We start from the raw sequence: 25,809 nt of genomic DNA, 5'->3' as shown, positions 1-25,809 counted from the left end.
AACTCCCCCATTCAATAAAAAATTCCATGACAGCAAATTCGTCTATCATGGAAAATCCTATTACTGCGGCCGCTTTGTCTGCCGCTTTGCTTTTTCATCCCTGTCTAACTTAATAATTTTTTCCCGGACTTCAGGAGGTATAGAAGCAGAGGTCCGTTTTGCATCAGGTTTCATTTCCTGCACCTCCCCCATTATTTAACGACTTTGTAGCGCTTATGGCTGATCACCGTTTTGATGGGTTCATCCTTTTTCGGATTGATCCCTAGCTCTACAATAACTGAGTTATCCCGTACCACGACTACTCTGCCTTTTTTTCCTTTTTCAGAACCGCTTATGATGCTAATTGTATCGCCAACATCTGCTTTCTTTCCAATGCTTACCTTATCTGTTTCTTCAGCCATCTCGATTCTCCTTTAAAAATAATATATTTTTAACTATGTCGCTAGTATTGCCGTTTTGGCCAACCGCAAAACCCGTTTTATTTTCCTGTTATCTTTTTAATATGAAGATCCTTCAGAATATTTAAGCCTGCCCGGATGATCATCATAATGCTGCCTGCGAGGAAAAAACTTATTGAAACCGTCTGGCTGACATCTGTTAAAAATAATATACTTCCGGTTAAATATAAAACACCGAGGAGCAGATCATTGATAAACGAAACAACCTGATATCGCTTTTCAATGACCATTTTGTAGCCGCCTATCTCAATATGCACATCCTCCTGCTGTTCCCTCACAATATTTTTGATCTTCATGAATCACACCCCCTGTTTTGCCTTTTCCACATAAGGTGCCAAACATTCATGATTTTGGGAAAATTTCAAGAAAAATAATCCAGGACCAATGATGCCAGCAGACCAATTGCTGCAATAAATCCTGTTACCGGACCGCTGTCTTCAAAGGCTTCAGGCATCATAGTGGACGCAACCATTGCAATAATGGCGCCCCCTGCAAAACCTGCAATTCCTGACAGCACCATCTCTGATGCTCCAGCCAAAAATATGTATCCAGCCATTGATGCCATTCCTGAAATGACAAAAACCGAACTCCAAAGGAGAATGATTTTCTGTGTAGAATAACCGCTTTTTTTCATTCCTGAAGTACTTGAAAGGCCCTCTGGAAAGTTGCTGATAAAAATGGCGGTAACCAAAAGAAAGCTGACCGAATCTGCTTCAAGCAGGCTTGTTCCAATCATGATCGATTCTGGGATGGCATCCATCATAGTTCCCGCGAAAAGAACAATTCCGCTGCTGGCTGCTGCTTTATGGCCTGATCTTTTTCTGTGCTGGGCTCCTTTCTTGGAAATCAGGATATCAAAGAGTGTAAAGGTGACAGCACCAGCCAAAAATCCAATGCCGGTCGGCAGCAGCCCTCCTTTATGGACAGACTCCCCAAGAAGTTCATATGATGCTGCGCCAATCAGAACTCCAGTACCGAATGCCATTATGTAACCGATCAATTTTTTCTAATAGGTAGAAGCATCGCTGCCAGTGCGCCTAACAGGACGGCTGAACCTGAAACTGCACCCCAAAATGCAGCATTCCACACCAGGCCCACCCCCTTCACTTTGTTTTGTTTAATTATTTCCTTTTAGTCCACGCTAAAACCGATTAGATAAAAAAAGCAGAACCTCGAGGGTTCTGCTTTTGCTTTATCTAATGGTTTTTAATGCCCCGCTCCAGGTAATCACCTGGTCCATCATTGCGTTCACATTATTGAGATGAAGATCTTGAGGTTTAAATACTGTGCCATTTTCAAAATCAGTAAATAAGGATAAGGTTGGATGTGTGCGGACATCAGCGATCATTAATTCTCCCATAATCCCACGCAGATGTTCAGCAGCCCGCGCCCCGCCTGTTGACCCATAGCTTACAATTCCAGCGGCTTTATTATTCCAAGGTTCACGGGCCAGATCAAGTGCATTTTTTAACGCCCCTGTAATACTGTGGTTGTATTCCTGAACAATGAAGATGAATCCATCCAGACTGTTAATCTTTTCATTCCATGCTGCAATTCCTGGCGAATCCGCTTCACCTAAGAATGGCAATTTGAAATCTGCTATATCTACAATCTCATAATTGGCATCCCCGCGTTTATCAGCAATTTCTTTTACCCATGAACCGACCTGTGGGCTGACTCTCCCCTGACGTGTGCTTCCTAAAATAATTCCGATGTTTAATTTTTCGCTCATTGTTTCTGCCTCCTTAGATTTTTTTCCAAATAGTTTAGCTAAAAAACCCATGACTCACACCACCTTATTTAAACTCCTAAAATAATTCGATTTCCTGAAGGGTCCTTCGTAATCACCTGGTTATTTTCTACTGCTGCAGGCGCGCCAAGACTTTTCAGATTTTCTACTGCCTGATCTATTGCTGCTTCGTTTTCATAAATGAGCTTGAAGGATTGAAGACCCGCACTATTTTCTGAAGGCTTCGGAGCTCCAACCCCATTCCATGTATTCAACCCAATGTGATGATGGTATTTTCCACTTGAAATGAATAATGCCTGACTGCCATATCGGCAGACCACTTCAAACCCAAGTCCCTCTGTGTAAAATTTCTCGGTATTCGCCATTTCAGCCACATGTAAATGAATATGTCCCATGACCGTTTCAGCGGGCAAGCCCTTCCATGACTGCTGCTGCCCTATGGAAAGCAGGTCAGGAAAGTCCAGCGGGTCGACGGTCATCATGACTTCCCCATTCTTCCAAGTCCAATCCGAGGGGCTGCGGTCAATATATATTTCTATGCCATTGCCATCCGGATCAGACAAATAGAGCGCCTCACTGACAAGGTGATCAGAGGAACCGATTTGAATCCCTTTCTCAACGAAATGGCGAACGATTTTAGCCAAATCTGTGCGCTTTGGCAGCAGCAGAGCGAAATGATACAAACCAGTTGTTCTTCCCATTTTAGGTTCAGCGTTTTCAGGCTGTTCGATCGTAAGCAATGCTGTTTTGCCATCAGCAGTAAGCTCGGCAGCTCTATCTGTTTGAGTTAGCACTTTAAATCCGATTACGTCTTGATAGAATGCAAGGGACCGCTGCAGATCCTGAACCTTGATATTAACCTGCGCAACAAAGGTAATCGGTTTTTGATGAAAGTTCATATTAGTTTACTCCTCCTGTTATTTTGCCGTTGATTGTAACTTGCTCCCAAGTGACAGCGGTGATTCCTTCGCTAAAACAAAATAAATCGATGCGGCAAGCAGAATTACATCCAATTCATACCCGGCCATTTGGCCATTCCCTAAAAGACCTAGAGGCAATTTAGCAGTAAAGATAGCTACCAGCATGATAACAGCAAATAACACTGAAACTATTCTTGTGCCGATGCCCAAAATAAGCGCTATGCCCCCTGCCAGCTCGACCACGGCGACAATATAAGCCATAAAGCCAGGAATGCCAATACTGTCGAAGAAACCGGCTGTATTGCTGATGCCTCCCTGAAATTTTGATAATCCATGAATAAAGAAAATAAATCCTAAAATAGCACGCAGAATGAACTGGCCTAATTCGTTTTTGTTCATGTTGATTCCTCCTTGGTTAATTGCGTTAGTTACTTACTTTATGTAAGTTAGTATATTATTTAAATTTAGTGTCGTCAAGTAATTATTTTATTATTAGTTATTTAATAATTTTTGGTTTATACTTATAATAAGTAAACAAGGAGTGATAAGGATGGAGAAATCACTAATATGTCCAAGATTCGAAAAAGCCATCGGCATCTTGAGCCAGCGCTGGACCGGATTGATCATCTATCAGTTGCTTAACGGGCCACAGCGGTTCTGCAGCATCGAATCCTCTATCGGGATAAGCGGCAAAGTTCTTTCAGACCGGCTAAAAGACCTGGAAAATGAGGGAGTCGTAAAACGCAATGTCTACCCTGAAACTCCTGTAAGGATTGAATATTCCCTAACAGAAAAAGGCCTTGCGATGGAGCCGTTAATGAAAGAAATAGAAAAATGGTCGCAGACCTGGTTAGAAGCATAAAAAAAGAGTCTTCCCGCTGGGGGAAGACTCTTTTTTTGACTTATTATTTTGGTGGCAGGTTATGGCTGAATTTGTGCCGGAATTCGGACTTAGAAAACTGAATTTTCGCCCTTTGTGTCCAAAGGTAGATCAGGTTCTGACTCTAAACCCTAGATTTCCGCTAATAGTGTCCGAATCCCTTACAACTCCAATTACCGATTTCTAATTATTTACCCTTAACCTCTTTAATATACTGCTTCACAACTTCATATACATAATCCTGGTTTGCTGCTGCAGTATTGGGATCGTATTTGCCCCCGTTTGTCTTGTTATTGGAGAGGACGCGAATTCCCATGAATGGAACATCATATGCTCCTGCAATCTGCGCTGCTGCGGCACCTTCCATTTCTTCCACGGATGTTTCGTAGTTTTCGTGGAACCAGTTGATGCGGTCTACTTCATTGTTCCAAAGGTCTGCAGAACCAATCGTTCCTTCAACTACTTTACCTTTTGTATACTTATCTTTTACAGCTTTGGCTGCGGCCAGCAGATCTTCATCGCCTTCAAAGTAGCGGATCTTTTCCGCATTAGGGTCTTCCCCTGCACTTCCTTCAGAAGCCATCAGGTCCATCGGAATCCAATTGGTTGGTTCGATTCCTTCTCCTTTTTCCAAATTCCCAGTTTTCATAGATCCGATATTGACTGTTCTTTCGCCTAATACAATATCATACACATTCAAGCTCGGATCATGGCCGCCTGAAGTTCCCTGATTGATGATGGCAGCAGGATCATATTTTTCAATAGCGATCGCGGTAGCGGCTGCTGTATTTTCCATGCCCTTACCTGTCTTTGCAACGATGACTGGATACTTGTCCAATTTTCCTTTATAGAAAACAAAGTTCCCTGATTTTTCAATTTTAACCTTGTCTAATCGCTGGGCAAATTTTTCTGCCTCAATCGGCATTGGCCCTTGGATAAGGATTGGTTTTTGGGCTCCTTCTGCCTCTGTTTCAAATTTTGGTGCTGAAGTGCACCCTGCAAGCATAGATACAGACATGACTGCAACTGCAGCGATTGATGCTAATTTCTTTTTCATATTATGTTCTCCCCTTCTCCTGTTGTCTGATGTACCCGCAGGGCTGGTAATAGAAAAAGGCCTGAAAAAAGCAGAATGATTTCTACCTTCCAGACCATAGAGTTAAAGCAGCTGCAATAGTATACAGCTTTTCTATACTTTAACCCGTAGTCCGGTTCTTTCAATGGGAACCAGGTAGAAACGCTCAGACCATATTACCGAGCATATACGAGTGATTAAATTCATAATTTACTTTGCTAATATAACAAATAATTCGTTTGAACGCAACCTAAAAACGAACATTTAGTCCAATAATACTATTTAACATTCGTGATTCGCAATTCCACAAAAAACCTCCAGCTAAAAACTGGAGGTCGCACTTATTATGCAGCTTTCTTCGCATCAGAAGAATTTGACTGGCTGCCGCCCTTTATGGCAGCAACACCAAGACCAATAATACCACCTGCTAAGGATGGGATGATCCACCCTAATCCAACATCATATAAAGGGAGAATAGCAGTAAATAGGTCATTGATTGGCGCGAATGTAATGCCTGCTGCATTTAAACCATCAAACAAACTTACCACGAAGGTGAAAAGCATGCTTCCCTGATAAACTTCTTTCCTTCCTTTGAAAATCGGATGAAGGAATGTAAGAGCCATCAGTGCAATTGCTAATGGATAGATTCCAACCAATACAGGTACGGAAATGGCAATCAGTTCACTTAATCCAAAGTTGGCAAAAATTGTACTGAAAATGGATAAAACAATTACAAACATTTTGTAAGACACTTTTGGCATCAATTTATTGAAGTATGAAGAACAAGCTGTAATCAGACCGATGCTGGTAGTCAAACATGCACCAAATACAATAACACTTAAAAGCAGTGCACCTAAGGAGCCAAAGTAATGTGAAGACGCACCTGATAGAACAGCACCGCCATTATCCAATGCTCCCAGACCGCTGACACTTGACGCTCCAATAAAGGAAAGCGATGTATAAATAAGTGCTAAAAGACCTGAAGCAATTAAACCTGCTTTAGCAATGGATACCATAATATCTTTTTTGGTTGCAGCGCCTTTTTCCTTTACTGCATTTACGACAATGATACCAAATACAAATGCTGCAAGAGCATCCATTGTCAGATAACCTTCCTGGAAACCTTTAAAGAACGCACCGTTCAAATAAGCTTCAGTCGGAGCCTGGAATGCACCCATTGGATTAATGAATGCAGCACCGATCAAAACGGCAATTACAATTAAAAGAATTGGTGTTAGATATTTTCCTACAATATCAACAATCTTTGAAGAGTTCAAAGAGAAAAATGCTGTAATTCCAAAGAAGATAATTGAAGTTATAATTAAGCCGATTGAACTACTTCCTTCTGATAGATAAGGCTTAATGCCGATCTCGAATGAAACTGTAGCTGTTCTCGGTATGGCAAAAAGCGGTCCAATTGATAAGTATAGGGCTACTGTAAAAGCTAGTCCGAACACTGGATTTACACGGCTTGCCAATGATTGAAGATCACTTTTTCCCGAAAAGCCCAAAGCCATTATTCCCAGGAGCGGCAAGCCTACGCCTGTAATAATGAAGCCCGCATTCGCTGACCATACATTTGTACCTGCCGACTGGCCAAGCATTGCAGGGAAAATTAAGTTTCCTGCCCCGAAAAATAAGGCAAAGAGCATAAAACCAACTGTCACAATATATGATAATGGTATTTTGCTGTTCATTTCATTTCCTCCTATTAATGTGGATAAGTTATACAATACTAACAGTCTATTGAATTTAAATCTTCTGAAAAATTACAGCACTGTAATATTTTTATTTTTTCACGCTAGTAATATATTGCATAACTCAAGATAACATATTCAAAATGGTTATGCAATATATCGCATAAAACTTTTTGTCGAATCATGCGATATATTGAATTTTTCAAGTTTCTTCTATATACTAAATATATATCTATTGGAAATAACTTTAAAATCCTAGCAAAATTGCAAGATATGAAAAGGTGGTTACAGCTATGCCGATACCCTCCAATTATTCATCACCTACCCGTATATCCGCTAAAGATCGCGCCTTCTCCCAAATCCAGGAGTGGATTATTGACGGCACACTTCAGCCGAAGGAAAAATTGAATGACGCTGATCTTGCCAAAGCATTAGGAGTCAGCCGAACGCCTATCAGAGAAGCGCTTCAGCTGCTAAATGTTCAGGGATTTGTCGAAATGTTTCCGGGTGTAGGAACTCAAGTTACTTCAGTGAACCCTGAAGATATCAGCAAGATCCTGCCTCCTTTAGGTGTGCTGCAGGCGCTTGCAGCTGAACTGGCCGCACCTGTTGTCAGCCAGGAAACCATTAATATTCTTCGGGATATTAACCATAAATTCGCTAAAGCTTTAATGGCAGGAGATACCTTCACAGCTTTGAAAAAGGATGAGAAGTTTCATAATATCATTATTGACCTTGCAGAAAATCCATATATTTCGAATACAGCTTCCATGCTGCAGGCTCATGTCATGCGGCTATACTATAATAAAACCATTATTTTAAAAGAACGTTCCATTCAAGAACATGAAGATATATTAAAAGCATTTGAACAAAAAGACAGAGAAAAGGCCGGGCATATTGCTCGTGTTAATTGGCTTCGTGCGATTGACGAGTACTACTCTGTTGAAAAATGATCAAACTCAAAAAAGCAGCCTCCAACGGCTGCTTTTTCTATTTATCTAGCTTTTATAAATTATTTCATCGATAATCCCGTATTCCTTTGCTTCTTCGGCTGTCATGAAGTAATCGCGGTCCGTGTCCCGTGCTACTTTTTCTGCTGGCTGGCCGGTTCTATCTGCAATTATTCCATTTATGTGCTCCCTCAGTTTTAAAATCCTCTTCGCCGAAATTTCGATTTCAGTAGCCTGCCCTCTTGCTCCTCCAAGCGGCTGGTGAATCATGATCTCACTGTTCGGCAGACTGTAGCGCTTGCCCTTTTTCCCTGCAAGCAGAAGCATCGCTCCAAAGGATGCTGCCATTCCTGTGCAAATCGTCCGGACATCTGGCTTTATATATTGGATGGTGTCAAAGATGGCAAACCCTGCAGTTGTAGAACCGCCAGGACTATTAATATAAAGCGAAATATCCTTATCAGGGGATTCCGCTGCAAGAAATAGCAGCTGCGCAATCACACTATTGGCAACGGAATCATTGATTTCTTCACCAATCATGATAATTCGGTCTTTCAAAAGCCGTGAGTAAATATCGTAGGAGCGTTCTCCCCTGCTGGACTGCTCAATGACATATGGTATTGCTGTCATCTGTATCCCTCCTGTTCTTTGCGGATCTATGCCGCCATACAGAGAGTATTAGAAGGAGATGAAACACGCAGAACAGGCTTCTTCGCATGGCTTTCCAGAGATTGCAGGAAAGGAATCGACTTTATAAGGATGGATGGGTCCTCTGATGCCACTGAATGATGCAACAGTTGAAAAAGCTTTTCTTCCTCCTCATTTGCAAAAGCTTCTAAAGACTTATCTTCAACCGGATGCTGAAGCCGCTTCCGTGCACGGTTCAGCGTGGACTTCACTGCAAATTCAGTAGTCTGAAGGATATCTGCAATTTCTTTTGTTTTGTATCGGAACCCTTCCTTCATTGTAAAAATAACGGCCTGCTTTGCGGTCAGCCGATTTATTAGATGGCTGACTGCTTCTCCTTCAGTCGAGCTGGAATTCCTCTTTTCACCTTCAGGGGACTCCTCCAGCTGCTCCCGCTTTCTATTTCGAAGAGTGTCAATCCAGCAATTGTAAACAATCTTCTTTAAAAGCGCCTGATTAATTTTCTCAGGGGCATAATTTTTATAGGCGCGGACGATTGCTTCATGAGCCAGATCGTCCCCATCCCAGCGGTTTTGTGCAAGAAACCGGCTATATCTCTGCAGTGAAGGATAGATATCTGCCATACAGCTTTCCCTCTGCTTGAAGGAATTACTTGATTCAGCCTGAACTTTCCCATGCTTCATAAACCTGCTCACTCCTTTAATACATCTCTGCCTCTATAACGGGATAAGAAAGCAAAAAGATACGGGGGATTTAAATTTTTATCAGTTTATTCTTAGCATCGACGAAACTATACTGTGCAGATACAAAAAAGCCTCAATCCCGGCGGAATTGAGGCTGCATTTTTATATAACCCGTGATGTGATAATGCCTTCAATCTGATTAATCTGTTCAAGCAATCCAGGAATCACATCGCCATTGACTTTATTGTCGATATCAATCATGGTATACGCATATTCACCGCGGCTGCGGTTCACCATGTCTGCGATGTTAAGCTGGTAGCTTGAAATGGCAAGGGTGATTTGGCCGACCATGTTTGGAATGTTTTTATGAAAAGCAGTAACACGCCGCTTGCCGGTGTAAGGAAGCGCAGCATTTGGGAAATTCACTGAGTTTTTGACATTGCCTGTTTCAAGGAAGTGCTTCACCTGTCTTGCTGCCATGACTGCGCAGTTTTCCTCTGATTCTTTTGTTGATGCACCAAGGTGCGGAATGGCCACTGCGTTTTTCATTTTCAGGATATTCTCATTTGGGAAATCTGTAATATATTTGCCCACTTTTCCGCTTTCAAGGGCAGCTGTCATATCAGCTTCATTCACAAGCTCTCCGCGTGAGAAATTGAGAATGTGAACACCCTTTTTCATCATGCCAAACGCAGCTTCATTGAACATTTCCCTTGTATCATCGGTTAACGGAACATGGACAGTGATGTAATCAGATTCTGCAAACACCTGCTCAATGCTCATGGCACGCTGTACATTGCGGGACAGATTCCAGGCCGTATCGACAGAAATGAATGGATCAAAGCCAATAACATCCATATCAAGTTCAAGTGCATCATTGGCCACAAGTGCCCCGATTGCTCCTAACCCGATGACGCCGAGTGTTTTGCCTTTAATTTCTTTCCCGACAAATTGCTTCTTCCCTGCTTCTACAAGCTTAGGGATCTGTTCTCCTTCACCTTTCAGCGTTTTCGTCCAGGCGATGCCGGCAAAAAGATTCCGTGATGACGCCATTAAGCAAGTAAGCACCATTTCTTTAACAGCATTCGCATTAGCACCAGGTGTATTAAACACGACAATTCCCTGCTCAGTGCATTTCTCCACCGGGATATTATTCACGCCTGCACCCGCACGGGCGATTGCTCTTAATTGATCCCCAAATTCCATTGAATGCATATTAAAGCTGCGAAGAACAATCGCATCAGGATTGTCGCTTTCATTATCAATAGTAAAATAATCCTTGTTAAACACTTCCAGACCGCTTGGCGCAATGGCATTTAGTGTTTTAATGGTCTGCACTTTGTCTAAAGTCATGATACTCACTCGATTCTCCCCTTTTCAACTAACTTTGTCAGATTTTAAACAGAAAGAGGCAAGGGTAGAATCCCTTACCTCTGCCCAGGCGAACGGCTTCGACACTATGTGCTCCCCCGCGGTTATCCGCGTCTCGCCAGTTACACATAGCCTTTTCGGTTTTTTAAATCTTATCAAAGTCTTCTGAAAACTTCAACCTACTAAAGCGCTTACATTATAAAAAAATTAAATTATTTTTTTAGAGGAATAGTAAAGTATATTTTTCTGATTTTGTACATTATGCAGGAGAACAGATGATTTATGAAAAACTGCTATTCTACAAGTTAGTGATTTATTTTATTTTCTTTTTTCCATCCTGCTTCAACAAGACGAATGAGATAAATAGCAGCTAGAAAGAATAATGCCATCTTAAGGAATGTATTCGAATCCAGGATAGAATAGACAAAAAAGGATACCGAGTGCAGTTATAGAGGAAGTGCCGTAAAAATGAACGATAACCACTCTGCTCCTTGATAGGTAATTATTAAGGAAAAAACAACTCCTATGATGCCTACAACGGTAAGAAACGTGAATTCCTTGACACCTGGGGAGACAAAAACGTAAACTGCATAGGCTAAAAAAATGGCTGACATCAAAATCATTAAAACGATCCGGATTGATTTTCTGTTCATAATAAATATAAACTCCTTTTAAGCATTTAAAGACAGCTGCCTGTTAATGGCAGCAAGAAACAATGATAACGTCCAACCTCAGTTAAAATCGGCATTTTCTATGCTATTAAAAAATAGGAGTGAGTTATTTGTGGCAAGCATCGGTATTCCAGGTTTAATTGTAATTTTAGCTATCGCACTAATCTTAACCGGACCACCTAAACTGCCTCAACTAGGCAAAGCAGTCGGTGAGAATACAAGACACGAACACCATAAAGAAACTCTCATAATCTGAGCGTTTTTATTATTATTTGCGATTTTTCATTCGTTTCTCATCGAGATACTTCCATAAATGGTAATGCCCCCAAAATACTCCTGCATACAAGGAGACAAACAACCAGGCATACGGATAACCTGATGAAAATACAACAAAACCAATTAAGATGAGGACATACGGGAAAAAGAGAATCCAATAGCGTAAATCTTTAAAGGTATTAAAACTAAACATAAACTGACCTCCTTTTTAAAGCCTCGTGCGTAATCATTAGCTTACGATTATTTTAACACAATGAAAAAAATGGAATCTTATTAACCTAATAATTCCTGTAGATGCTAGGAATTTCAATATGCTCTTTGGGTATAATTGTTGTTTTTCACTTATAAAGGCTGCTCCTTGATTGCAGCGAAGGGATGTGTATGCGTGCTTCGGAATCTTACTACCTGATGCTCCCGATACAATCAACTCAGTAAGTTCATTCAAATAGCAGCAGCCATTGCAAAAACATTTTTTAACAAAAGAAAGAAAACCTAACCAGCAGGGTTAGGTTTCAGCATTTATATTAACCGTGATTCCTTTACCTCAGAATCTGGTGAACACTCGTACTCACCAGAGTATTCCACAAGTCCAATTTCGCAATTTTTGCCGATCTTGACATTTTTCCCTCTGACGACCAGAGCTGAGGTGCCCTCGAGTTCGATGTCATCCCCTTCAATTAATTCTGCCTCAAGCTTGAGGGGGAAGATTGATTTAATCAATTTGAACAGGCTTTCTCTATGCTGTGCTACTTTTATGACTCTTCCGCCAATCTCTTTCGCTTTACTTTCTCCAAATAGTTTAATATCAATTGTTTCGGCATTCAGCAAACCTTCTATCTTAAATGCCCCTTCTGCACGGAAAACCTCTGCTTCACAGTCTCCTGCAATTTTCGCTTTCCCGTTTATTACCATTTCATCACTTTTTGCAGAGCCTCCGATAGAGGAGCTGCCGGCTACCTCAAGCTTTTGGCACAGGACAGCTTCTGAAATGGAGGCAGAGCCATTGACCGATAAGGTTTCAGCTTTAACTGCACCATGTATCTTGGCTGCACCGCTGATTTTTCCTTTTTCGGTTTTTACGTTTCCATGGATTGTGCCGGTGCCATTGCAATTGAATTTCTCACATTCTATGTCATTATTTACTGTTCCCTTACCATTGATCTCAACTTTATGAAAAGCTCCGCCATTAACCGATCCAACTCCATTAATGATTAAGTTCCCCAGTGCTTTCGTTTCCAACGCAATTCCTCCTAAGTCAATTTAGATTTTAATTCTTCTGCACACTGCTCTATCGATATAGAGGCAGCCAATTTTGTTCCTTTTTCAAGAAGGACCCCTTCCCCGCTCATTGAAACCAGACAGCTGGATATCCCGAGTTTTCGTATGAAGCAAATCACAGCCTTTGGCTGCTGCAGTATTTTTTGATGATCATTCAGCAGCTGAAGAAGCATCTTCCCTTCCTCCATATGGATATCCCCCGCTTCCAGCAAGTTGGAAAGAATATAAAGCTTCAGGACTTCATGATAATTGAATTCGTTCATTTCCCCCTGTGTTTCAAGAAAGATATTCATAACAGGCTCAGAAACGATTCCTTTTTCAATTAGACTCTCTTTTGTCAGCTTTAGATTTGAAGCACTTAGTGAAAACAAATCAGCAAGCTCATCCAATGAGAGACTATCCTTCATCTTCTGCACCTTTTCAACCCGTTCGAGAATTTTTTCTTTTGGAAAAAATGTCTCCTGTCCTGTAAAAGTTGATTTACGGACAAACCAATCCTCAGGTATCAGGTTCTTCCTTTTCCATCGGTAAAGCTGGCCATATGAAATACCCGTTAAATCCAATACCTCTTTTTTAGAAATTAATTCATCGCTCAATTCCAGGACTCCTTTCTGTTAATTTGATTGTAACATAACACTGTTACGTTTAAAATATTATTTTCTTCTTAATTTCATGGGTTTTTTCGACAAAAAATTCGTATTTTAGTGGGAAATCAATAGTATTTGTATCTTTTTAAGTGAAACAATGTTCTATTCACACAAAAAAACCTGGCTCCATAAGAACCAGGTTCTCCCTTTATTCGTATACTTTTAATAGGTTATACTGCTTTCCTAAATACAGGTAATTTTGCCTGCGGTACATTTCTTTTGGGGTATCATCTCCATCAGCGACAAGAATGATTGTTCTATCCTTAAACTGATCCATCACTGATTTCTGCAGGCGGCTGCCGATGCCTTTTTTCTGAAATTCCTCATGGACCATCAATCCATCAATTTCAGCTGTTCGTTCTTTAATTATGACATCAACTGAACCGGCAGCTTTCCCCTTATAGAATGCAATAAACTGCTGAATGCTTTTATCTCTGTAATTTCTAAGATGCTGTGCCTTCTTTTTCTCTGCAAAAGTTTCCCCATAGACCGAATCATGCTCATACTGAAATTCCAAATAATCATTCCATGTTTCATCCGTAACATTTTCCACTATGATTTCTTCCTTTACATGGACTTCCGGAAAATCACCCGGAAGGATGGCAAATAACTCTAAGAAGCCAATTGTATAATCCTCATCTTTCTGAAAGTACGCCAAAAGCTCTTCAGAAAGCTCCTCGTCATCCGGAAAATAAAATCTAACATGCTTTTGGCCATATTTCTGATGAAAATCCCGCAGATACTGATGCGCCTCCTCAAACTCCTGAACGGAAGGCATTCTTTTAAAGGAAATAAAATTGCTGTCATACTGAAGGAGCATGTCAGGGTTATGGTTGTGAATAAATAGTGCATTTTCGAGAACTGTATGTCCCGGTTTATAAATATCTTGAAAAGTAATCTTTTCCATCGGTTTCTCCTGCAATTATTTTAAAGGTATTTATACTCTTTATCTGTTATAAGCACATCATGACAGCGCAGCAGACTTTCCTTTAATTCCAGAGGGGTGCTGCAGTTATCATAGGCACACAGGGAAATCAGGCCCTGCTGAGCAATGGCTTTGTCTATATTCTTTTCATATTGTTCCACTAATGGAATGTAGTCCTTCACATTTCCCCATTCGACCAGACCCCATGTAAATATCTTATGGCTTCTATCTAAATAAGGCTGAATGTTTTTAAGAAAAAAACTGAACACTGTATCAGGATTAAAATTACCGTTGGAGTAATAAAAATCATAATTATTCATAAAGTGAACCCTGCTTAATTCCTCTTTTCCTAACAAATTAGTTAATTCTTTATCAATATGAAAATAATGGCGGTCATTATCCACAAACAAGACATGTCCGCCGCATCTTATACCGGCAGTTATGTAGGAGACAGCATTTTGGATATAGCAATCCATGTCATCATAGTGGTAAAGAATATGGCCTCCGTTAGACTTTTGCATATCCTCAATTAAATCCGTTAACAATTCATTCATTGATAAGTCCCCTTATAACGAAAAAATGTTTGATGTAATATACCGCTCACTCCTTTCCTCCATTATATCTAAAAATTGAAAATTATGCAGGTTTTGCGGTCAATATAAAAACCCGGGGAGAGTTCCCCGAGTCTGCTGCAATATTAAACTAATTCCCCATAGAGTTATTCTCCGCGTGAGGAGGCTGTTCAAGCCAGCTTTTCTGAATCATTAAATTCCCAGCGTCTTCTGAAAATGCAGTTACTTTCATGATAGACTTAGCATAAAGAAGAGCCAGATCCCGTCTTCCATTAACAGCAGCCGAATTGGCAAATGATCTGATTTTCATGGAGAACATGTCTGCCTTATGGAACAGCATCAATTTATCGGAAAAAGGAGCAAATGCAGAATCTGTAACTAAATGGTCTAATACCGAGGGAGACGGCAAATTCTCTTTATGAAGCTTTTCTCTCAACTGGTCGACTGTTTTTTCTGTTATCTCCAATCCTTTTATTAGCAGGTTTTGTACCTTTACATCTTTTGCTACCTGCGAAAAGCCGATTAAGAGCGCTTTGCTGGTGACGTTATTTTCTATATTATCGTATAAATGTGTTATTTCGAGTGCATGCAATGGCCGCACCTCTCCTAAAAAACCTTTAAAATAACTTGGATTTTCTATAAATTTCACTTTATTAGGCACACGCAGCCAGGGAAGGCTTTATGAGCAAGCCCTTTTCGATTAACACCTTGTTGATCTGTACCAGAAGCTCCCCAGTTGTCTTTGATGCACTCATAAAAAAATCAAGAACATCTTCCCTCATAACTAAAGGTATTGCGACCCCGTACAGGCTTAATCCCGCCTTGGCTGCATATTTTATGTAATGCAAAAAAAATTCGTCTTCAAACAGTCTTGGAGCATCAAGATTAACATCCTTGTCTGTAAAGCCTATGGGAATCGGAAAATCTTCCTGTTCTAAAATAGCTGATATATCATTCAAAAAAGATTCACTTAAATAAAGCCCGTTTTGGAGGACAAATTTAATATCTTTGTCTTCAACATGCTTAAGGAAATAGCGCAGAATATTTGCTGACATGCTATTCCCCATATACGTTGCCCACAGCTTACCCATTTCCGCAGAGGTCAGCTTTTGGCCCTTATCAAATTTTTCTGTTTTGAGCTTTAGCGGCTTCAGCTTATACATAAACAGCTCCTATTGGTCATTTTTCAAATAGCTTTTCACCATCTAACAAAGATTATTCATTCTTCCACTACTGCCCCGGCTATTTCGTCAAAGCTGATCTTCTCAAGATCCCCGCTCTCCAATTCCATATAGATCTTTCTGCTTATGCCATCCAGTCTGTTTATTCTCCCTTTATACTCGCGGAAAAATCCTTCCCTCCAGACTTTTACTTTCAACTGAAAAGCAAATTCCATTGCATAATGAATTTTGTTTTCAAACTCCTCCAATTCGTATTCATCAATTTTGGGCTTGCTTTGCGCCAGTTGTTCCCTTTCCAAATTCTTTAGCATCGCCCGATGTTCCGGCATGAAGTGAGCAGGCTGCCATTTTATTTTTCCTCTATCTTTTAGCGGCATAATAAATCCCTCCATACCCTATTATAGAACATTTGTTCTGTTTTTAAACCAAAAAATTAGAAATTGCTTAAGTTGGTTCATTTGGATAATAAAAGTACGAATGGTAAAATACATTTTAACTCTCTAAAAAAGATTGGTGAAACAATGAAGCAGCTGCAAACTAAACACAGGTGGCTCGGACGCATGCTGGCATCCGACCCCGGACTTATCCGATTTCAAAAAGCCGGACGGGCTACATTAAGTTTAATGGCGTCAGTCTTTACAACTTTATTTCTTATGAAATTGGCTGGTGCCGATGCCGCTGGTGCCCTTACTCCGGCAATTGTTTCCGGAATGGCCGGCATGCTTGGCATCATGATTGTGATGGATGACTCTAAAAAAGGGAAAATGCTCACAACCGGCTTGCTGGGATTTTCAGCTATAGCGGGGATATCGATCGGTGCACTGCTGGCAGAAAGCACAATCTTTACCGATATTTCAATGGCTCTAATAATATTCTTAAGTTTTTACTTAACCCGCTTTGGGGTTCGCTATTTTTCATTATGCATGATCGGATTCATGACTCTTTATTTCTCATCTATTCTGAAATTATCGGGCAGTGAGCTTCCCTCCTTTTACTTCGGCATCTGGATTGGGATCTCGTATGCTTTCCTGTTTAATTTCATCCTTTTTCAGAACACCTCGAAAAATCTGAAAAGAAGCATCCGCTCCTTTCATTTCCAAAGTAATTTAACATTCAATCTCTTAATTGAGGGGATTCAGGAAAAGAGCATGACTGCTCATCAGCGGGAAGAATTGCGGAGAAACGTGCTGAAGCTCAGGGATTATGCTGTAATCGTGTCTGAGTATATCAATGAGGATGATGTACAAAAATTGTGGCCCGGGCTGACCCCTTCTCAGCTGAGATTATATATCTTTGATACGGGAATGCTGATTGAAACCCTGACTGATTCCATCCGGAGCTTAAAAAAAGCGAATGCCCTTGACATTGATGAGCTAAGAAACCTTCTGGTATGGGTCACCCGCTCTCTGCGTGACGCTGAAGTTCTTGCACATAAATATGAAGAACAAAATCTCCGTGAAGCAGAGCTTGCTGTACAGGCTCTTCGCCTGCTGATAATGGATTTGTTCAACAGGGAAGACAAACCGGCAGGATGGCTTTACTTAATCAGGCGGATTGAGTCCCTTGCAAACCATGTCATTGAGGGTGGCATAACCATACAGCAGGCTCTTCATAAAGTAAAAGACAATGAAATAAAGGCAGCTGAAGAGACACCGGAAGGAGAAGAAACATCTACAGAGGATAAGAGCATAAAACCTTCCACCAAAAAGGCGTTTCAGGCATTGACTGCTGCCATCATATCCATCATAGCCGGGCAGATTCTTTCGCCTGACCAGCCATACTGGGTTCTTTTGACCGCCTTTATCGTATTACTCGGAACCGAGTCAATCGGGCGCATATATACAAAAGGTTTTCAGCGCTCAGTTGGAACGATTTTAGGGGCAGTGATTGGATTTACGCTTGCCAGAGTGGTCAGCGGGCATTCTGTACTGGAAATCACGCTCATTTTTGCAGCGGTTTTCTTCTCTTTTTATTTATTTGAAGTGTCTTATACATTAATGAGCATGTTTATTACAATGCTGGTCGCATTTATGTATGATCTTTTACTTGGCGGAATTTCATTCTCCCTTATCAGTGCGAGGGTGATCGATACCATTGCCGGTGCCGGCATTGCATTCGGCGTTTCTCTATTTATTTTTCCAAAGAAAACGAAGGACAAAGTGACCGATACGCTCAATGATTACCTGCAAGAACTGAAACCGTATGTTACGGCGTATGTGCGAAGCTTCCGGGAAGATGTGAATGTGAAGGAGCTTTCAGGCAAAGGCTTCTTATTGGATCAAAAGCTGAAAACCATAAACGTTGAAGCGCAATCACTGATAAAGAAACCCGGATCTCCGCGCCATACTGACGTTAACAGGTGGATCACCATGTTTTCAGCCATTAATTACTATGCCAGGCATCTGGTGGCTTCCTCCTACCGGAAAGGATTCGACTATCCCGATGAACTGGTCGATGTGTTCATAAGGATTGAGGAGAAACTGGAATTAAATATTGAAACATTAATGGATCTGATTAAAGAAAGTGGAGATGGTACTCTTGTTTATAGTCTGGACCGGGAAAGAGAACTGATTGAACGATTGGCGCCAACAAGGCAGCAATCCCAGCGTGATTTAATTCATCACCTTTATTTCATCTGGAGAATCAACAAAGCGATTATGGAATTAGCAGAAGAGCTTGGTGCAGGGAAGGAGCAATAATGCTCCTTCTTTTTTTGCAGGCAGATAAATCATCATTCAAGCCAAATATACCGCAAAAAAAGAGTCATGCACGAAAGCATCACTCTCAATATCTTCATTTTTTTATTTTGAGAAGCCGCAGACTATTCAAGGTGACCAGCAGGGTTGCTCCCATGTCCGCGAAAATGGCAATCCATAAGGTCAGCCAGCCCGGAATAACCAGCAGTATGGCAATCGCCTTGATTCCAAGTGAGAACGTAATGTTCTGCTTGATGATCCTTAACGCTTTTTGGCTGAGTTTAATCGTATAAGGCAATTTGCTCAAGTCATCTGACATTAGCGCAATATCTGCTGTTTCGAGGGCAGTATCGGTTCCGGCACCGCCCATGGCAATCCCAACAGACGCAGCAGCAAGGGCAGGCGCATCATTGACCCCATCCCCGACCATTGCCACACTTTGATGGGATGCACGCAGATCTTTTATAAAAGCCAGTTTATCCTGCGGCAGCAAATCTGCTTTAATCTCTGAAACTCCGGCTTGCTTTCCGATCTCTAATGCCGTTCTCTGATTGTCGCCTGTCAGCATGACGGTTTTAATTCCCATATCATTCAGTTTGCTGATGACCGTTTTCGAATGATCCCTTATTTCATCTGCAACAGCTATTAAAAGCAGAATTTCGCTTGCTGTTCCGAGAATCATAACCGTTTTACCCTGGGTCTGCAGATCTGCAATCTGCTTTTGAATATTGCTTTCCATGCCGTTATGAAGCTCTTCAAACAAATTAGGGCTGCCAGCATAATAAAGGACACCATTTATTTTGGCTTTTACTCCCTTCCCAGTAATAGAGGTAAATTCCTCTGTGTCGAGCCCAGTAAAATCTGCGCCTGTTTCTTCTGCTTTTTTCATGATGGCAGAGGCTAGGGGATGCTGTGACCCTTTCTCTATGGCAGCAGCGATTTGCAGCAGCTGTTTTCCGTTTTCATTAATAGTGATCATGTCTGTAACGGCAGGAACACCTTTTGTTAAAGTGCCTGTCTTATCAAATGCAATCGATTTAAGCGCCCCAGTTTCCTCCAGGTGGATTCCGCCTTTAATAAGAACACCGTTTCTAGCTGCATTTCCAATGGCTGTAACGACCGCTACCGGTGTAGACACGACAAGTGCGCACGGACAGCCGACAACCAGAGCGGCAAGCCCCTGGTAAATCCACTCGTTCCAATTCCCGCCAAACAGCGGAGGAATCACGGCTATTAAAAATGCTAAAACAATGATGGCAGGCGTATAATACCTGGCAAACTTGTCGACAAACTGCTGGGATGGCGCCTTTTCCGCCTGTGCTTCTTCTACTAAATGAATGATCTTGGCAATAGTGGTGTCTTCAGCAAGCTTTGTGACTTCTACCTCAAGCAGTCCCTCTTCATTTAATGTACCTGCATAAACCCCATCACCTGCATTCTTAACTGCGGGCACGCTCTCTCCTGTAATCGCTGCCTGATTCAGGGAAGAGGTTCCTTTAATGACCACACCATCCATGGCCAATTTTTCACCCGGCTTCACAATCATGATGTCGCCAATCTGAATATCATCCACATGAATCCGCATTTCTTCATTTCCCCGTTTGATTAATGCTTCATTAGGGGCAATGTCCATCAGTGATTCAATGGACTGGCGTGCTTTTTCCATTGAGAAACGCTCAAGGGCTTCACTAATGGCAAAGAGGATGACAACCATTGCTCCTTCTCCCCACTCACCAATAATCGCTGCTCCAATAATGGCGATCGTCATCAGGGTGCTCATGTCAAAGTTCAATCTTGCCAGGTTTTTGAAGCCTTTCAGGAATAAAGTATAACCGCCTATGATAATTGCTGCTGCATACCCAGTAATCGGATATAAATGATTCTCTCCATACTGTTCGCTCAAAAACCAGCTGGTAACAAGAATTAAGGATGAAATATATACTTTATAGTTGGATTTCTGCTTCCAGAATGGCTCGCGCTCCACCGCTTTTTCCTTCTCTGCGCGCAGCTTCAGATTTTCGAAGGCACCGGCTTTTTCGACCGCCTTCATTGAAGCTGTTCCTGTGACAGTTATTTTGGAAGCTCCAAAATTCACATTCGCATCTAAAACGCCATCCAGGCGTTTCACGTTCTCTTCGAACGTCTTGGCACAGCCTGCTCAGGAAAAGCCCTGAACACGGTAGGTTACCGTCTCTTTCTCCGCAATTCCAGCTTGTTCAGACATTGGTTTTCACCTCACTTCCGTGTTCAAGCGCAATCATTATTAATTGTTTGATATGATCATCATCCAATGAATAAAAGGCCAGCTTCCCTTCTTTCCGGAACTTAACAATCCCCTGCTTATGCAAAGTGCGCAAATGGTGGGATGCCGTTGCCACTGTTGCGCCAATAATATTGGCAATATCACAGACACACAGCTCTTCGTCCCGGCTTAGTGCATATGAAATTTTCGCCCTGTTCTCATCCGCTAAAGCCTTAAATAATTGGGCAGCTCCCGAAAGGTTTTCCTTTCCCAAGTCCCCCTGAATGCGGTTCACTTTTTCTTCATCAAAGCAGTAAATATCGCATGTATCTTTAGAGCCCATTCTGATCTCCCCTTATTATTCAAACATTCATTTGAATAAATTATACCCCGCCTGCGAAATTATTCAAACAATTATTTGAATATTGTATGAAAAAAGGAATCGGATTGCTCCGATTCCTTTTATTTCTTTACTTCTTCCTTCAGTTTTATCAATAATTCATTCGAATTCTCAGCTGCAATCAGTTTTCCGTCCACTACTGCATAGGGAGATTGCCTGCATTCTTTGCATTTACTCTGGCATTCGTATTCTTTATAGTTAATATTCTTCCGGCTCAAGAATTGATTAAATTCAGATAAGTTTTCTTCTTTTAAAAATTCATCCAGATTCCGCTGGCAAAATTCTATTGAAGATGTTTTTTGCTTTGAGAATAGTTTGTTGATGAGTTTCACCTGATCAAACTTCCTTTTGAGTTTACTTTAAACGCGCTGGTAAATATTACTTTCCCTTATCCATTTGGTTGCTGCCCATTTTTCTCCCTTTTTGACGGGAAGACTGCTATGGACTGACAGCCGGTCCAGCTGCCCTTGCTGATTGGCATAATGAAAGTAAATGGCCGACCCCTTTTTGGGAACTATCGAGAGTCCGGCTTTTGAAAAGACGGTTTCACCGCCCTCAGACACATCGTTCAAATAGATTAGGAAAGTGCCAACCCGCTGCCCGCCTTTGCTGCTATCCACCATATGGGGAGGGAAGAAATCAAAATGAGGCTTATATTCCTCACCCAATCCATAGTTTAGAATCTGAAGGCCTTCACCATTTTCTGCCGGATAACCCGTCAATGCGGCGATTCTCTTTTCAATTCTTTCGACCAGCTTATTTTCCCTGAAGCGGAAAGCCATGCTCCTGCTTGTTCTGCCGGAGCCTGCCCGTTCTTCCCCAGAACCTGTATCCACCACACGGGATGGCTGCAGGCTGCTCCTCGAAAGACTGATAAGCTCATCACATTCTTCTGAGCTGAGCACAGAGTCCAAATGGAGAACAAACGGCTTTTCATTCCTGGAAAGGACTTTGACTTCCCTGTCACCGGCATGCAGGATGTTCCCCTTCCTGCCTATTTCGGGTACTTCATAATTATATCGAATCTGCTGCCCTTCTGTCGTCCCAATTGCTTCATTTCCAACAATTTTAAATAAAGTCTCATAAGCAAACCGTCTATCGAACCCCTTCTTGATCAACGCATTCGCAAGTGAAATCGGACTCACTTCATTTTTTAGCGCACCTGTAATCCAATCCTTCAGTTCGTCTGATATCTGCATAATCTTCGCCATCATATTCCCCCTGTTTGACTCACTGAAATACTGCCGTCCGAAAATAGAAATATATGTATATTATTATACTATTAATATAGAAGGAACTGAATACATTTACCTGGCAATTTAGAAGATTGGAATTTTAGTCTGCAAGATATGTTGATATATTTTGATGCTGCTCTCTGTTTCATCTTCATTCCAGCAACTTTTTCACGCTGCTCTCATTTTCGGCTTCAAGACTTACTAATGGCGACCTTTCTCTTGCTGCTGCACTTATTTTCGGCTCCATGACTGCTCTATGATGACCTTTTTCTTCATGCTGTTCTCATTTTCGGATTCATGACTTACTCATGGCGACCTTTCTCTTGCTGCTGCACTTATTTTCGGCTCCATGACTGCTCTATGGCGACCTTTTTCTTCACGCTGTTCTCATTTTCGGATTCATGACTTACTCATGGCGACCTTTCTCTTGCTGCTGCACTTATTTTCGGCTCCATAACTGTTCTATGACGACCTTTTTCTTACGCTGTTCTCATTTTCGGATTCATGACTTACTCATGGCGACCTTTCTCTTGCTGCTGCACTTATTTTCGGCTCCATAACTGCTCTATGACGACCTTTTTCTTCACGCTGTTCTCATTTTCGGATTCATGACTTACTCATGGCGACCTTTTTCTTCCCACTGCTCTCATTTTCGGATTCATGACTTACTCATGGCGACCTTTTTCTTCACGTTGTTCTCATTTTCGGATTCATGACTTACTCATGGCGACCTTTCTCTTGCTGCTGCACTTATTTTCGGCTCCATAACTGCTCTATGGCGTCCTTTTTCTTCCCACTGCTCTCATTTTCGGATTCATGACTTACTCATGGCGACCTTTCTCTTGCTGCTGCACTTATTTTCGGCTCCATGACTGCTCTATGACGACCTTTTTCTTCACGCTGTTCTCATTTTCGGCTCCATGACTGCTCTATGACGACCTTTTTCTTCACGCTGTTCTCATTTTCGGATTCATAAAAACCAGGGTAGAGCACTCCACTCTACCCTGCACAAACGGCAATCCGAAGTTTTATCCTTAAACCCCATGCCTTTCAAATCTGCCAATCCCTTTATTGTGCCCCATTACAAGAAGGACGTCGCCCTTTAATATAACCTCTTCCGCTGGAGGAGTAACCATTACTTCTTTCCCGCGCTGAATACCCACAATATTACAGCCATACTCAGCCCGTATATTTAAATCCGCAAGAGATTTGTTGGCGATTTTATCTGTTGCCACGATCTCCACCATACTATAATCTTCAGACAGCTCTATAAAATCAACCATTTTTTCGGAAACAATATGATGGGCGATCCGCTTTGCCATATCCCGCTCAGGATGAATTACACGATCAACGCCAATTTTTTCGAGCACTCTGGCATGATACTCATTATGCGCCTTCGCCCACACCTTTGGAATTCCCATTTCTTTTAACAGCAAAGATGTTAAAATGCTGGACTCAATGTTTTCACCAAATGAAACAAATGCATGATCAATATTTTTGATTCCCGTCTGTTTAATAGCAGCTTCATCAATACCATTAATTTGGACGGCATATGTTACAAACTGTGCGTATTGATCCACTTTCTCCTGATCGACATCAATCGCCAGCACTTGCACACCTAATTCATGGAATTCCTTTACAAGACTGCCGCCAAAGCGGCCTAAACCAAATACTGCATACTGTTTTTTCATTGAAGAAATTCCCTTCTTTTTGAAAAGTAACACAAAAAAACCACTCTTATTAAAGAATAGCCAATGGTTCCCTATAACCCTTCTCTCGATTTTGGTATACGGAGTCAGCTTTCAGATTGGGGATTATGAATAATCCCTTCTTAGCCTTAATATGCTAAGAATCCCCCCAAGTTAAACAACATATATCATTATTTGACCTACCCGTACAAATGGTTCAGCAATTAGGATTACAAAAAAATGAATAAATCTAAATTACTCCCATGGTAATCTCTTGTCAAACTTTTTGGCATAAGCTGTTCAAGATGTCTTTTTAAACAAATGAAAAGGACCTCCTCATCAGGTCCTAAGTCATTTGTTGAATTTCTATATTACCCCAGGATCATACTAGCCTTCTTACTAAAAAAGGCAATCTGTTAATAGGGTTAATTATGATCTACCCTTAATGTTAATTTAAATTGTTCAGAAGCTCCAGAATGACTGCCTGCTCGAATTAATAAAATATCCTGTATTCGCCTTAACCCACTCTTCAAAAGTATACGGCTTATCTCCTGTAACATGCTCTACGGTCGATAATACCTTATGAGCGGATGGAGGCGGATTAAGATGCCAGTTTATCACATAGTCAATGGCATCTTCCTCAACCCCCATCTTCCTCATCTGCTCACGTTCCTCTTCTTCGGAACTCTCAACAAAACGGATATCCCTTCCGATTACTTTGCTAATAATCCCTACTTTATCTTTAACTGACAAACTCTCAGGCCCTGTTAAGGTATATATTTTACCTGCATGACCGTCCTCAGTCAGTGCAGCTGCTGCAACCCTTCCAATATCAGCTTCATGAACAGGAGCAATTGGAGAACCCCCGAAAAGATCACGAACCAGCCCCTCTGAGCGTATGGAATGTGCCCATTTTCGTGCATTTGCCATAAATTCAAAAGCTTGAAGCTGAGTCCACTTCAGGGCACTTGCTTCAACAGCACTCTCAAAAGGGCCCTTCTCTCCATTCCATAAAACGGTAATCCTGCTTACTCCAGCTTTCTCAGCAAGACGAACGATTTCTGGTCCCGTTTGTAACGGAGTATATTCGGCGCCGGTAGTAATCAAATGCATACCGCTAATGCCAGCCAAAGCAGCCCTTAGCGTACTTGGTTCACTTAAGTCCCCCGCAACAACCTCAACACCTGCAGGCAGATTGGCCATTTGCGGATTACGTGTCAATGCCCTCACTTTTTCCCCCTTACGAATAAGCTGATCTACGACATGCCGCCCTACGGTTCCCGTTGCTCCTGCCACTAAAATGGTCATTCTTTTCCATCCTCCCATTCTTATTTCATCCTATTAATTTCTTTCGAAAATAAATCCCTTTAAACAAATATAAAATCCTCATAATTTATTTTTACATTAGTACGAAATGATTGCCTCCAGGTATAGTTTGAAATCCCCTACAACTTTAGATGTAGGAGCCCAGAAAAGGCAGCCATTTTGACAGCCGTAACCCAATTAATGCACCAGTTTGTATAAGTACCATCCTTCACAAACTGACTTTGGAATATGAAAAAGAGG

General features: G+C 41.5%; 29 protein-coding genes, 1 pseudogene and 2 riboswitches. Of the genes and pseudogenes, 4 read left to right on the top strand and 26 right to left on the bottom strand.

Features of this window, described 5'->3' with window-relative positions; all coding sequences use genetic code 11:
• Positions 1 to 191 precede the first annotated feature (191 nt).
• From NSQ49_RS22295 to NSQ49_RS22270, 6 genes and pseudogenes are all read right to left on the bottom strand, one after another.
• Positions 192 to 401: a DUF2187 family protein gene (locus NSQ49_RS22295; RefSeq protein ID WP_251284180.1), complete on the bottom strand. Its 210-nt coding sequence runs from the start codon at positions 399 to 401 to the stop codon at positions 192 to 194.
• A gap of 77 nt (positions 402 to 478) precedes the next feature.
• A complete protein-coding gene (locus NSQ49_RS22290) occupies positions 479 to 754 on the bottom strand; it encodes a YrhK family protein (RefSeq protein ID WP_159862944.1) in 276 nt (91 codons plus the stop codon).
• 65 nt (positions 755 to 819) lie between these two features.
• Positions 820 to 1,547, bottom strand: a pseudogene (locus NSQ49_RS22285) (ZIP family metal transporter).
• 103 nt (positions 1,548 to 1,650) lie between these two features.
• A complete protein-coding gene (locus NSQ49_RS22280) occupies positions 1,651 to 2,241 on the bottom strand; it encodes an NADPH-dependent FMN reductase (RefSeq protein WP_159862942.1) in 591 nt (196 codons plus the stop codon).
• 17 nt (positions 2,242 to 2,258) lie between these two features.
• A complete protein-coding gene (locus NSQ49_RS22275; protein WP_251284429.1) occupies positions 2,259 to 3,107 on the bottom strand; it encodes a VOC family protein in 849 nt (282 codons plus the stop codon).
• A gap of 18 nt (positions 3,108 to 3,125) precedes the next feature.
• Positions 3,126 to 3,527, bottom strand: coding sequence for a DoxX family protein (locus tag NSQ49_RS22270; protein WP_159862940.1), 402 nt, complete (start codon positions 3,525 to 3,527; stop codon positions 3,126 to 3,128).
• A 151-nt stretch (positions 3,528 to 3,678) separates the two neighbouring features.
• Between NSQ49_RS22270 and NSQ49_RS22265 the strand changes: the two genes are divergently transcribed.
• A complete protein-coding gene (locus NSQ49_RS22265; protein ID WP_159862939.1) occupies positions 3,679 to 3,990 on the top strand; it encodes a winged helix-turn-helix transcriptional regulator in 312 nt (103 codons plus the stop codon).
• 205 nt (positions 3,991 to 4,195) lie between these two features.
• On the opposite strand, the gene NSQ49_RS22260 is transcribed toward NSQ49_RS22265, so the two are convergent.
• Positions 4,196 to 5,065 (bottom strand): 5'-methylthioadenosine/S-adenosylhomocysteine nucleosidase, encoded by an 870-nt coding sequence (locus tag NSQ49_RS22260; RefSeq protein ID WP_159862938.1) that lies wholly within the window; start codon positions 5,063 to 5,065, stop codon positions 4,196 to 4,198.
• 127 nt (positions 5,066 to 5,192) lie between these two features.
• A riboswitch (purine riboswitch) is annotated at positions 5,193 to 5,296 on the bottom strand.
• Between the two features lie 131 nt (positions 5,297 to 5,427).
• On the bottom strand, positions 5,428 to 6,780 hold the full coding sequence (brnQ, locus tag NSQ49_RS22255; RefSeq protein WP_159862937.1) for a branched-chain amino acid transport system II carrier protein: 1,353 nt from the start codon (positions 6,778 to 6,780) through the stop codon (positions 5,428 to 5,430).
• 293 nt (positions 6,781 to 7,073) lie between these two features.
• On the opposite strand from brnQ, the gene NSQ49_RS22250 reads away from it, so the two are divergent.
• Positions 7,074 to 7,733: a GntR family transcriptional regulator gene (locus tag NSQ49_RS22250; RefSeq protein WP_159862936.1), complete on the top strand. Its 660-nt coding sequence runs from the start codon at positions 7,074 to 7,076 to the stop codon at positions 7,731 to 7,733.
• A 45-nt stretch (positions 7,734 to 7,778) separates the two neighbouring features.
• Here NSQ49_RS22250 and clpP read toward each other — a convergent pair whose 3' ends face one another.
• From clpP to NSQ49_RS22230, 4 genes are all read right to left on the bottom strand, one after another.
• Positions 7,779 to 8,360, bottom strand: a complete 582-nt coding sequence (gene clpP, locus NSQ49_RS22245; protein WP_159862935.1) for an ATP-dependent Clp endopeptidase proteolytic subunit ClpP — start codon at positions 8,358 to 8,360, stop codon at positions 7,779 to 7,781.
• 26 nt (positions 8,361 to 8,386) lie between these two features.
• A complete protein-coding gene (locus NSQ49_RS22240) occupies positions 8,387 to 9,061 on the bottom strand; it encodes a sigma-70 family RNA polymerase sigma factor (RefSeq protein ID WP_251284430.1) in 675 nt (224 codons plus the stop codon).
• Between the two features lie 162 nt (positions 9,062 to 9,223).
• The gene (locus tag NSQ49_RS22235; RefSeq protein WP_159862933.1) at positions 9,224 to 10,423 is read right to left on the bottom strand and encodes a phosphoglycerate dehydrogenase; all 1,200 of its coding nucleotides are present in this window, start codon (positions 10,421 to 10,423) and stop codon (positions 9,224 to 9,226) included.
• Positions 10,424 to 10,489: 66 nt separating this feature from the next.
• Positions 10,490 to 10,568, bottom strand: a riboswitch (ZMP/ZTP riboswitch).
• A 310-nt stretch (positions 10,569 to 10,878) separates the two neighbouring features.
• Positions 10,879 to 11,085, bottom strand: a complete 207-nt coding sequence (locus NSQ49_RS22230) for a hypothetical protein (RefSeq protein ID WP_251284431.1) — start codon at positions 11,083 to 11,085, stop codon at positions 10,879 to 10,881.
• 130 nt (positions 11,086 to 11,215) lie between these two features.
• Between NSQ49_RS22230 and NSQ49_RS22225 the strand changes: the two genes are divergently transcribed.
• On the top strand, positions 11,216 to 11,359 hold the full coding sequence (locus NSQ49_RS22225) for a twin-arginine translocase TatA/TatE family subunit (RefSeq protein ID WP_396399217.1): 144 nt from the start codon (positions 11,216 to 11,218) through the stop codon (positions 11,357 to 11,359).
• A gap of 12 nt (positions 11,360 to 11,371) precedes the next feature.
• Here NSQ49_RS22225 and NSQ49_RS22220 read toward each other — a convergent pair whose 3' ends face one another.
• The 8 genes from NSQ49_RS22220 to NSQ49_RS22185 all read right to left on the bottom strand — a co-directional run bounded on the left by NSQ49_RS22220 (position 11,372) and on the right by NSQ49_RS22185 (position 16,359).
• Positions 11,372 to 11,572 (bottom strand): hypothetical protein, encoded by a 201-nt coding sequence (locus NSQ49_RS22220; protein ID WP_251284432.1) that lies wholly within the window; start codon positions 11,570 to 11,572, stop codon positions 11,372 to 11,374.
• A gap of 326 nt (positions 11,573 to 11,898) precedes the next feature.
• Entirely contained in the window at positions 11,899 to 12,618 is a 720-nt protein-coding gene (locus NSQ49_RS22215) for a polymer-forming cytoskeletal protein (RefSeq protein WP_251284433.1), read from the bottom strand.
• Between the two features lie 11 nt (positions 12,619 to 12,629).
• Entirely contained in the window at positions 12,630 to 13,253 is a 624-nt protein-coding gene (locus tag NSQ49_RS22210) for a YhbD family protein (protein ID WP_159862931.1), read from the bottom strand.
• Positions 13,254 to 13,452: 199 nt separating this feature from the next.
• Complete coding sequence (locus NSQ49_RS22205) at positions 13,453 to 14,211, bottom strand: GNAT family N-acetyltransferase (protein WP_159862930.1); 759 nt, start codon at positions 14,209 to 14,211, stop codon at positions 13,453 to 13,455.
• 20 nt (positions 14,212 to 14,231) lie between these two features.
• Positions 14,232 to 14,783, bottom strand: coding sequence for an MEDS domain-containing protein (locus NSQ49_RS22200; protein ID WP_251284434.1), 552 nt, complete (start codon positions 14,781 to 14,783; stop codon positions 14,232 to 14,234).
• Positions 14,784 to 14,931: 148 nt separating this feature from the next.
• Entirely contained in the window at positions 14,932 to 15,393 is a 462-nt protein-coding gene (locus NSQ49_RS22195; RefSeq protein ID WP_311315946.1) for a DUF3231 family protein, read from the bottom strand.
• 61 nt (positions 15,394 to 15,454) lie between these two features.
• On the bottom strand, positions 15,455 to 15,964 hold the full coding sequence (locus NSQ49_RS22190; protein ID WP_311315947.1) for a DUF3231 family protein: 510 nt from the start codon (positions 15,962 to 15,964) through the stop codon (positions 15,455 to 15,457).
• Positions 15,965 to 16,020: 56 nt separating this feature from the next.
• Positions 16,021 to 16,359, bottom strand: coding sequence for a YolD-like family protein (locus NSQ49_RS22185; RefSeq protein ID WP_251284435.1), 339 nt, complete (start codon positions 16,357 to 16,359; stop codon positions 16,021 to 16,023).
• Positions 16,360 to 16,503: 144 nt separating this feature from the next.
• On the opposite strand from NSQ49_RS22185, the gene NSQ49_RS22180 reads away from it, so the two are divergent.
• Positions 16,504 to 18,681 carry an FUSC family protein gene (locus NSQ49_RS22180; protein WP_341071322.1) on the top strand — a complete coding sequence of 726 codons (2,178 nt, stop codon included), beginning with the start codon at positions 16,504 to 16,506 and terminating at the stop codon, positions 18,679 to 18,681.
• Positions 18,682 to 18,775: 94 nt separating this feature from the next.
• Here the strand turns inward: NSQ49_RS22180 and NSQ49_RS22175 are convergent, their stop codons facing one another.
• The 6 genes from NSQ49_RS22175 to NSQ49_RS22150 all read right to left on the bottom strand — a co-directional run bounded on the left by NSQ49_RS22175 (position 18,776) and on the right by NSQ49_RS22150 (position 25,569).
• On the bottom strand, positions 18,776 to 20,902 hold the full coding sequence (locus NSQ49_RS22175; RefSeq protein ID WP_251284437.1) for a heavy metal translocating P-type ATPase: 2,127 nt from the start codon (positions 20,900 to 20,902) through the stop codon (positions 18,776 to 18,778).
• Positions 20,895 to 21,263 (bottom strand): ArsR/SmtB family transcription factor, encoded by a 369-nt coding sequence (locus NSQ49_RS22170; protein ID WP_159862925.1) that lies wholly within the window; start codon positions 21,261 to 21,263, stop codon positions 20,895 to 20,897. The genes NSQ49_RS22175 and NSQ49_RS22170 overlap by 8 nt, the downstream gene beginning before the upstream one ends.
• 119 nt (positions 21,264 to 21,382) lie before the next feature.
• Entirely contained in the window at positions 21,383 to 21,652 is a 270-nt protein-coding gene (locus NSQ49_RS22165; RefSeq protein ID WP_159862924.1) for a DUF1450 domain-containing protein, read from the bottom strand.
• 27 nt (positions 21,653 to 21,679) lie between these two features.
• Complete coding sequence (locus NSQ49_RS22160) at positions 21,680 to 22,531, bottom strand: 2OG-Fe(II) oxygenase (RefSeq protein ID WP_159862923.1); 852 nt, start codon at positions 22,529 to 22,531, stop codon at positions 21,680 to 21,682.
• Positions 22,532 to 23,589: 1,058 nt separating this feature from the next.
• Positions 23,590 to 24,246, bottom strand: coding sequence for a potassium channel family protein (locus tag NSQ49_RS22155; protein WP_159862922.1), 657 nt, complete (start codon positions 24,244 to 24,246; stop codon positions 23,590 to 23,592).
• A gap of 459 nt (positions 24,247 to 24,705) precedes the next feature.
• The gene (locus NSQ49_RS22150; RefSeq protein ID WP_311315948.1) at positions 24,706 to 25,569 is read right to left on the bottom strand and encodes an NmrA family NAD(P)-binding protein; all 864 of its coding nucleotides are present in this window, start codon (positions 25,567 to 25,569) and stop codon (positions 24,706 to 24,708) included.
• Positions 25,570 to 25,809 lie beyond the last annotated feature (240 nt).

The sequence above is a fragment of the Cytobacillus sp. FSL R5-0377 genome (assembly GCF_038004385.1).
GTDB lineage: Bacteria > Bacillota > Bacilli > Bacillales > Cytobacillaceae > Cytobacillus.
This window is presented reverse-complemented; position numbering and strand designations above follow the sequence as displayed.

Bases quoted from the DNA above. Each gene is read 5' to 3' on its own strand.
- NSQ49_RS22295 (WP_251284180.1), bottom strand. From the start codon at position 401: ATGGCTGAAGAAACAGATAAGGTAAGCATTGGAAAGAAAGCAGATGTT.
- NSQ49_RS22290 (WP_159862944.1), bottom strand. From the start codon at position 754: ATGAAGATCAAAAATATTGTGAGGGAACAGCAGGAGGATGTGCATATT.
- NSQ49_RS22280 (WP_159862942.1), bottom strand. From the start codon at position 2,241: ATGGGTTTTTTAGCTAAACTATTTGGAAAAAAATCTAAGGAGGCAGAA.
- NSQ49_RS22275 (WP_251284429.1), bottom strand. From the start codon at position 3,107: ATGAACTTTCATCAAAAACCGATTACCTTTGTTGCGCAGGTTAATATC.
- NSQ49_RS22270 (WP_159862940.1), bottom strand. From the start codon at position 3,527: ATGAACAAAAACGAATTAGGCCAGTTCATTCTGCGTGCTATTTTAGGA.
- NSQ49_RS22265 (WP_159862939.1), top strand. From the start codon at position 3,679: ATGGAGAAATCACTAATATGTCCAAGATTCGAAAAAGCCATCGGCATC.
- NSQ49_RS22260 (WP_159862938.1), bottom strand. From the start codon at position 5,065: ATGAAAAAGAAATTAGCATCAATCGCTGCAGTTGCAGTCATGTCTGTA.
- brnQ (WP_159862937.1), bottom strand. From the start codon at position 6,780: ATGAACAGCAAAATACCATTATCATATATTGTGACAGTTGGTTTTATG.
- NSQ49_RS22250 (WP_159862936.1), top strand. From the start codon at position 7,074: ATGCCGATACCCTCCAATTATTCATCACCTACCCGTATATCCGCTAAA.
- clpP (WP_159862935.1), bottom strand. From the start codon at position 8,360: ATGACAGCAATACCATATGTCATTGAGCAGTCCAGCAGGGGAGAACGC.
- NSQ49_RS22240 (WP_251284430.1), bottom strand. From the start codon at position 9,061: ATGAAGCATGGGAAAGTTCAGGCTGAATCAAGTAATTCCTTCAAGCAG.
- NSQ49_RS22230 (WP_251284431.1), bottom strand. From the start codon at position 11,085: ATGAACAGAAAATCAATCCGGATCGTTTTAATGATTTTGATGTCAGCC.
- NSQ49_RS22220 (WP_251284432.1), bottom strand. From the start codon at position 11,572: ATGTTTAGTTTTAATACCTTTAAAGATTTACGCTATTGGATTCTCTTT.
- NSQ49_RS22205 (WP_159862930.1), bottom strand. From the start codon at position 14,211: ATGGAAAAGATTACTTTTCAAGATATTTATAAACCGGGACATACAGTT.
- NSQ49_RS22200 (WP_251284434.1), bottom strand. From the start codon at position 14,783: ATGAATGAATTGTTAACGGATTTAATTGAGGATATGCAAAAGTCTAAC.
- NSQ49_RS22190 (WP_311315947.1), bottom strand. From the start codon at position 15,964: ATGTATAAGCTGAAGCCGCTAAAGCTCAAAACAGAAAAATTTGATAAG.
- NSQ49_RS22185 (WP_251284435.1), bottom strand. From the start codon at position 16,359: ATGCCGCTAAAAGATAGAGGAAAAATAAAATGGCAGCCTGCTCACTTC.
- NSQ49_RS22180 (WP_341071322.1), top strand. From the start codon at position 16,504: ATGAAGCAGCTGCAAACTAAACACAGGTGGCTCGGACGCATGCTGGCA.
- NSQ49_RS22170 (WP_159862925.1), bottom strand. From the start codon at position 21,263: ATGGGCTCTAAAGATACATGCGATATTTACTGCTTTGATGAAGAAAAA.
- NSQ49_RS22160 (WP_159862923.1), bottom strand. From the start codon at position 22,531: ATGGCGAAGATTATGCAGATATCAGACGAACTGAAGGATTGGATTACA.
- NSQ49_RS22155 (WP_159862922.1), bottom strand. From the start codon at position 24,246: ATGAAAAAACAGTATGCAGTATTTGGTTTAGGCCGCTTTGGCGGCAGT.
- NSQ49_RS22150 (WP_311315948.1), bottom strand. From the start codon at position 25,569: ATGGGAGGATGGAAAAGAATGACCATTTTAGTGGCAGGAGCAACGGGA.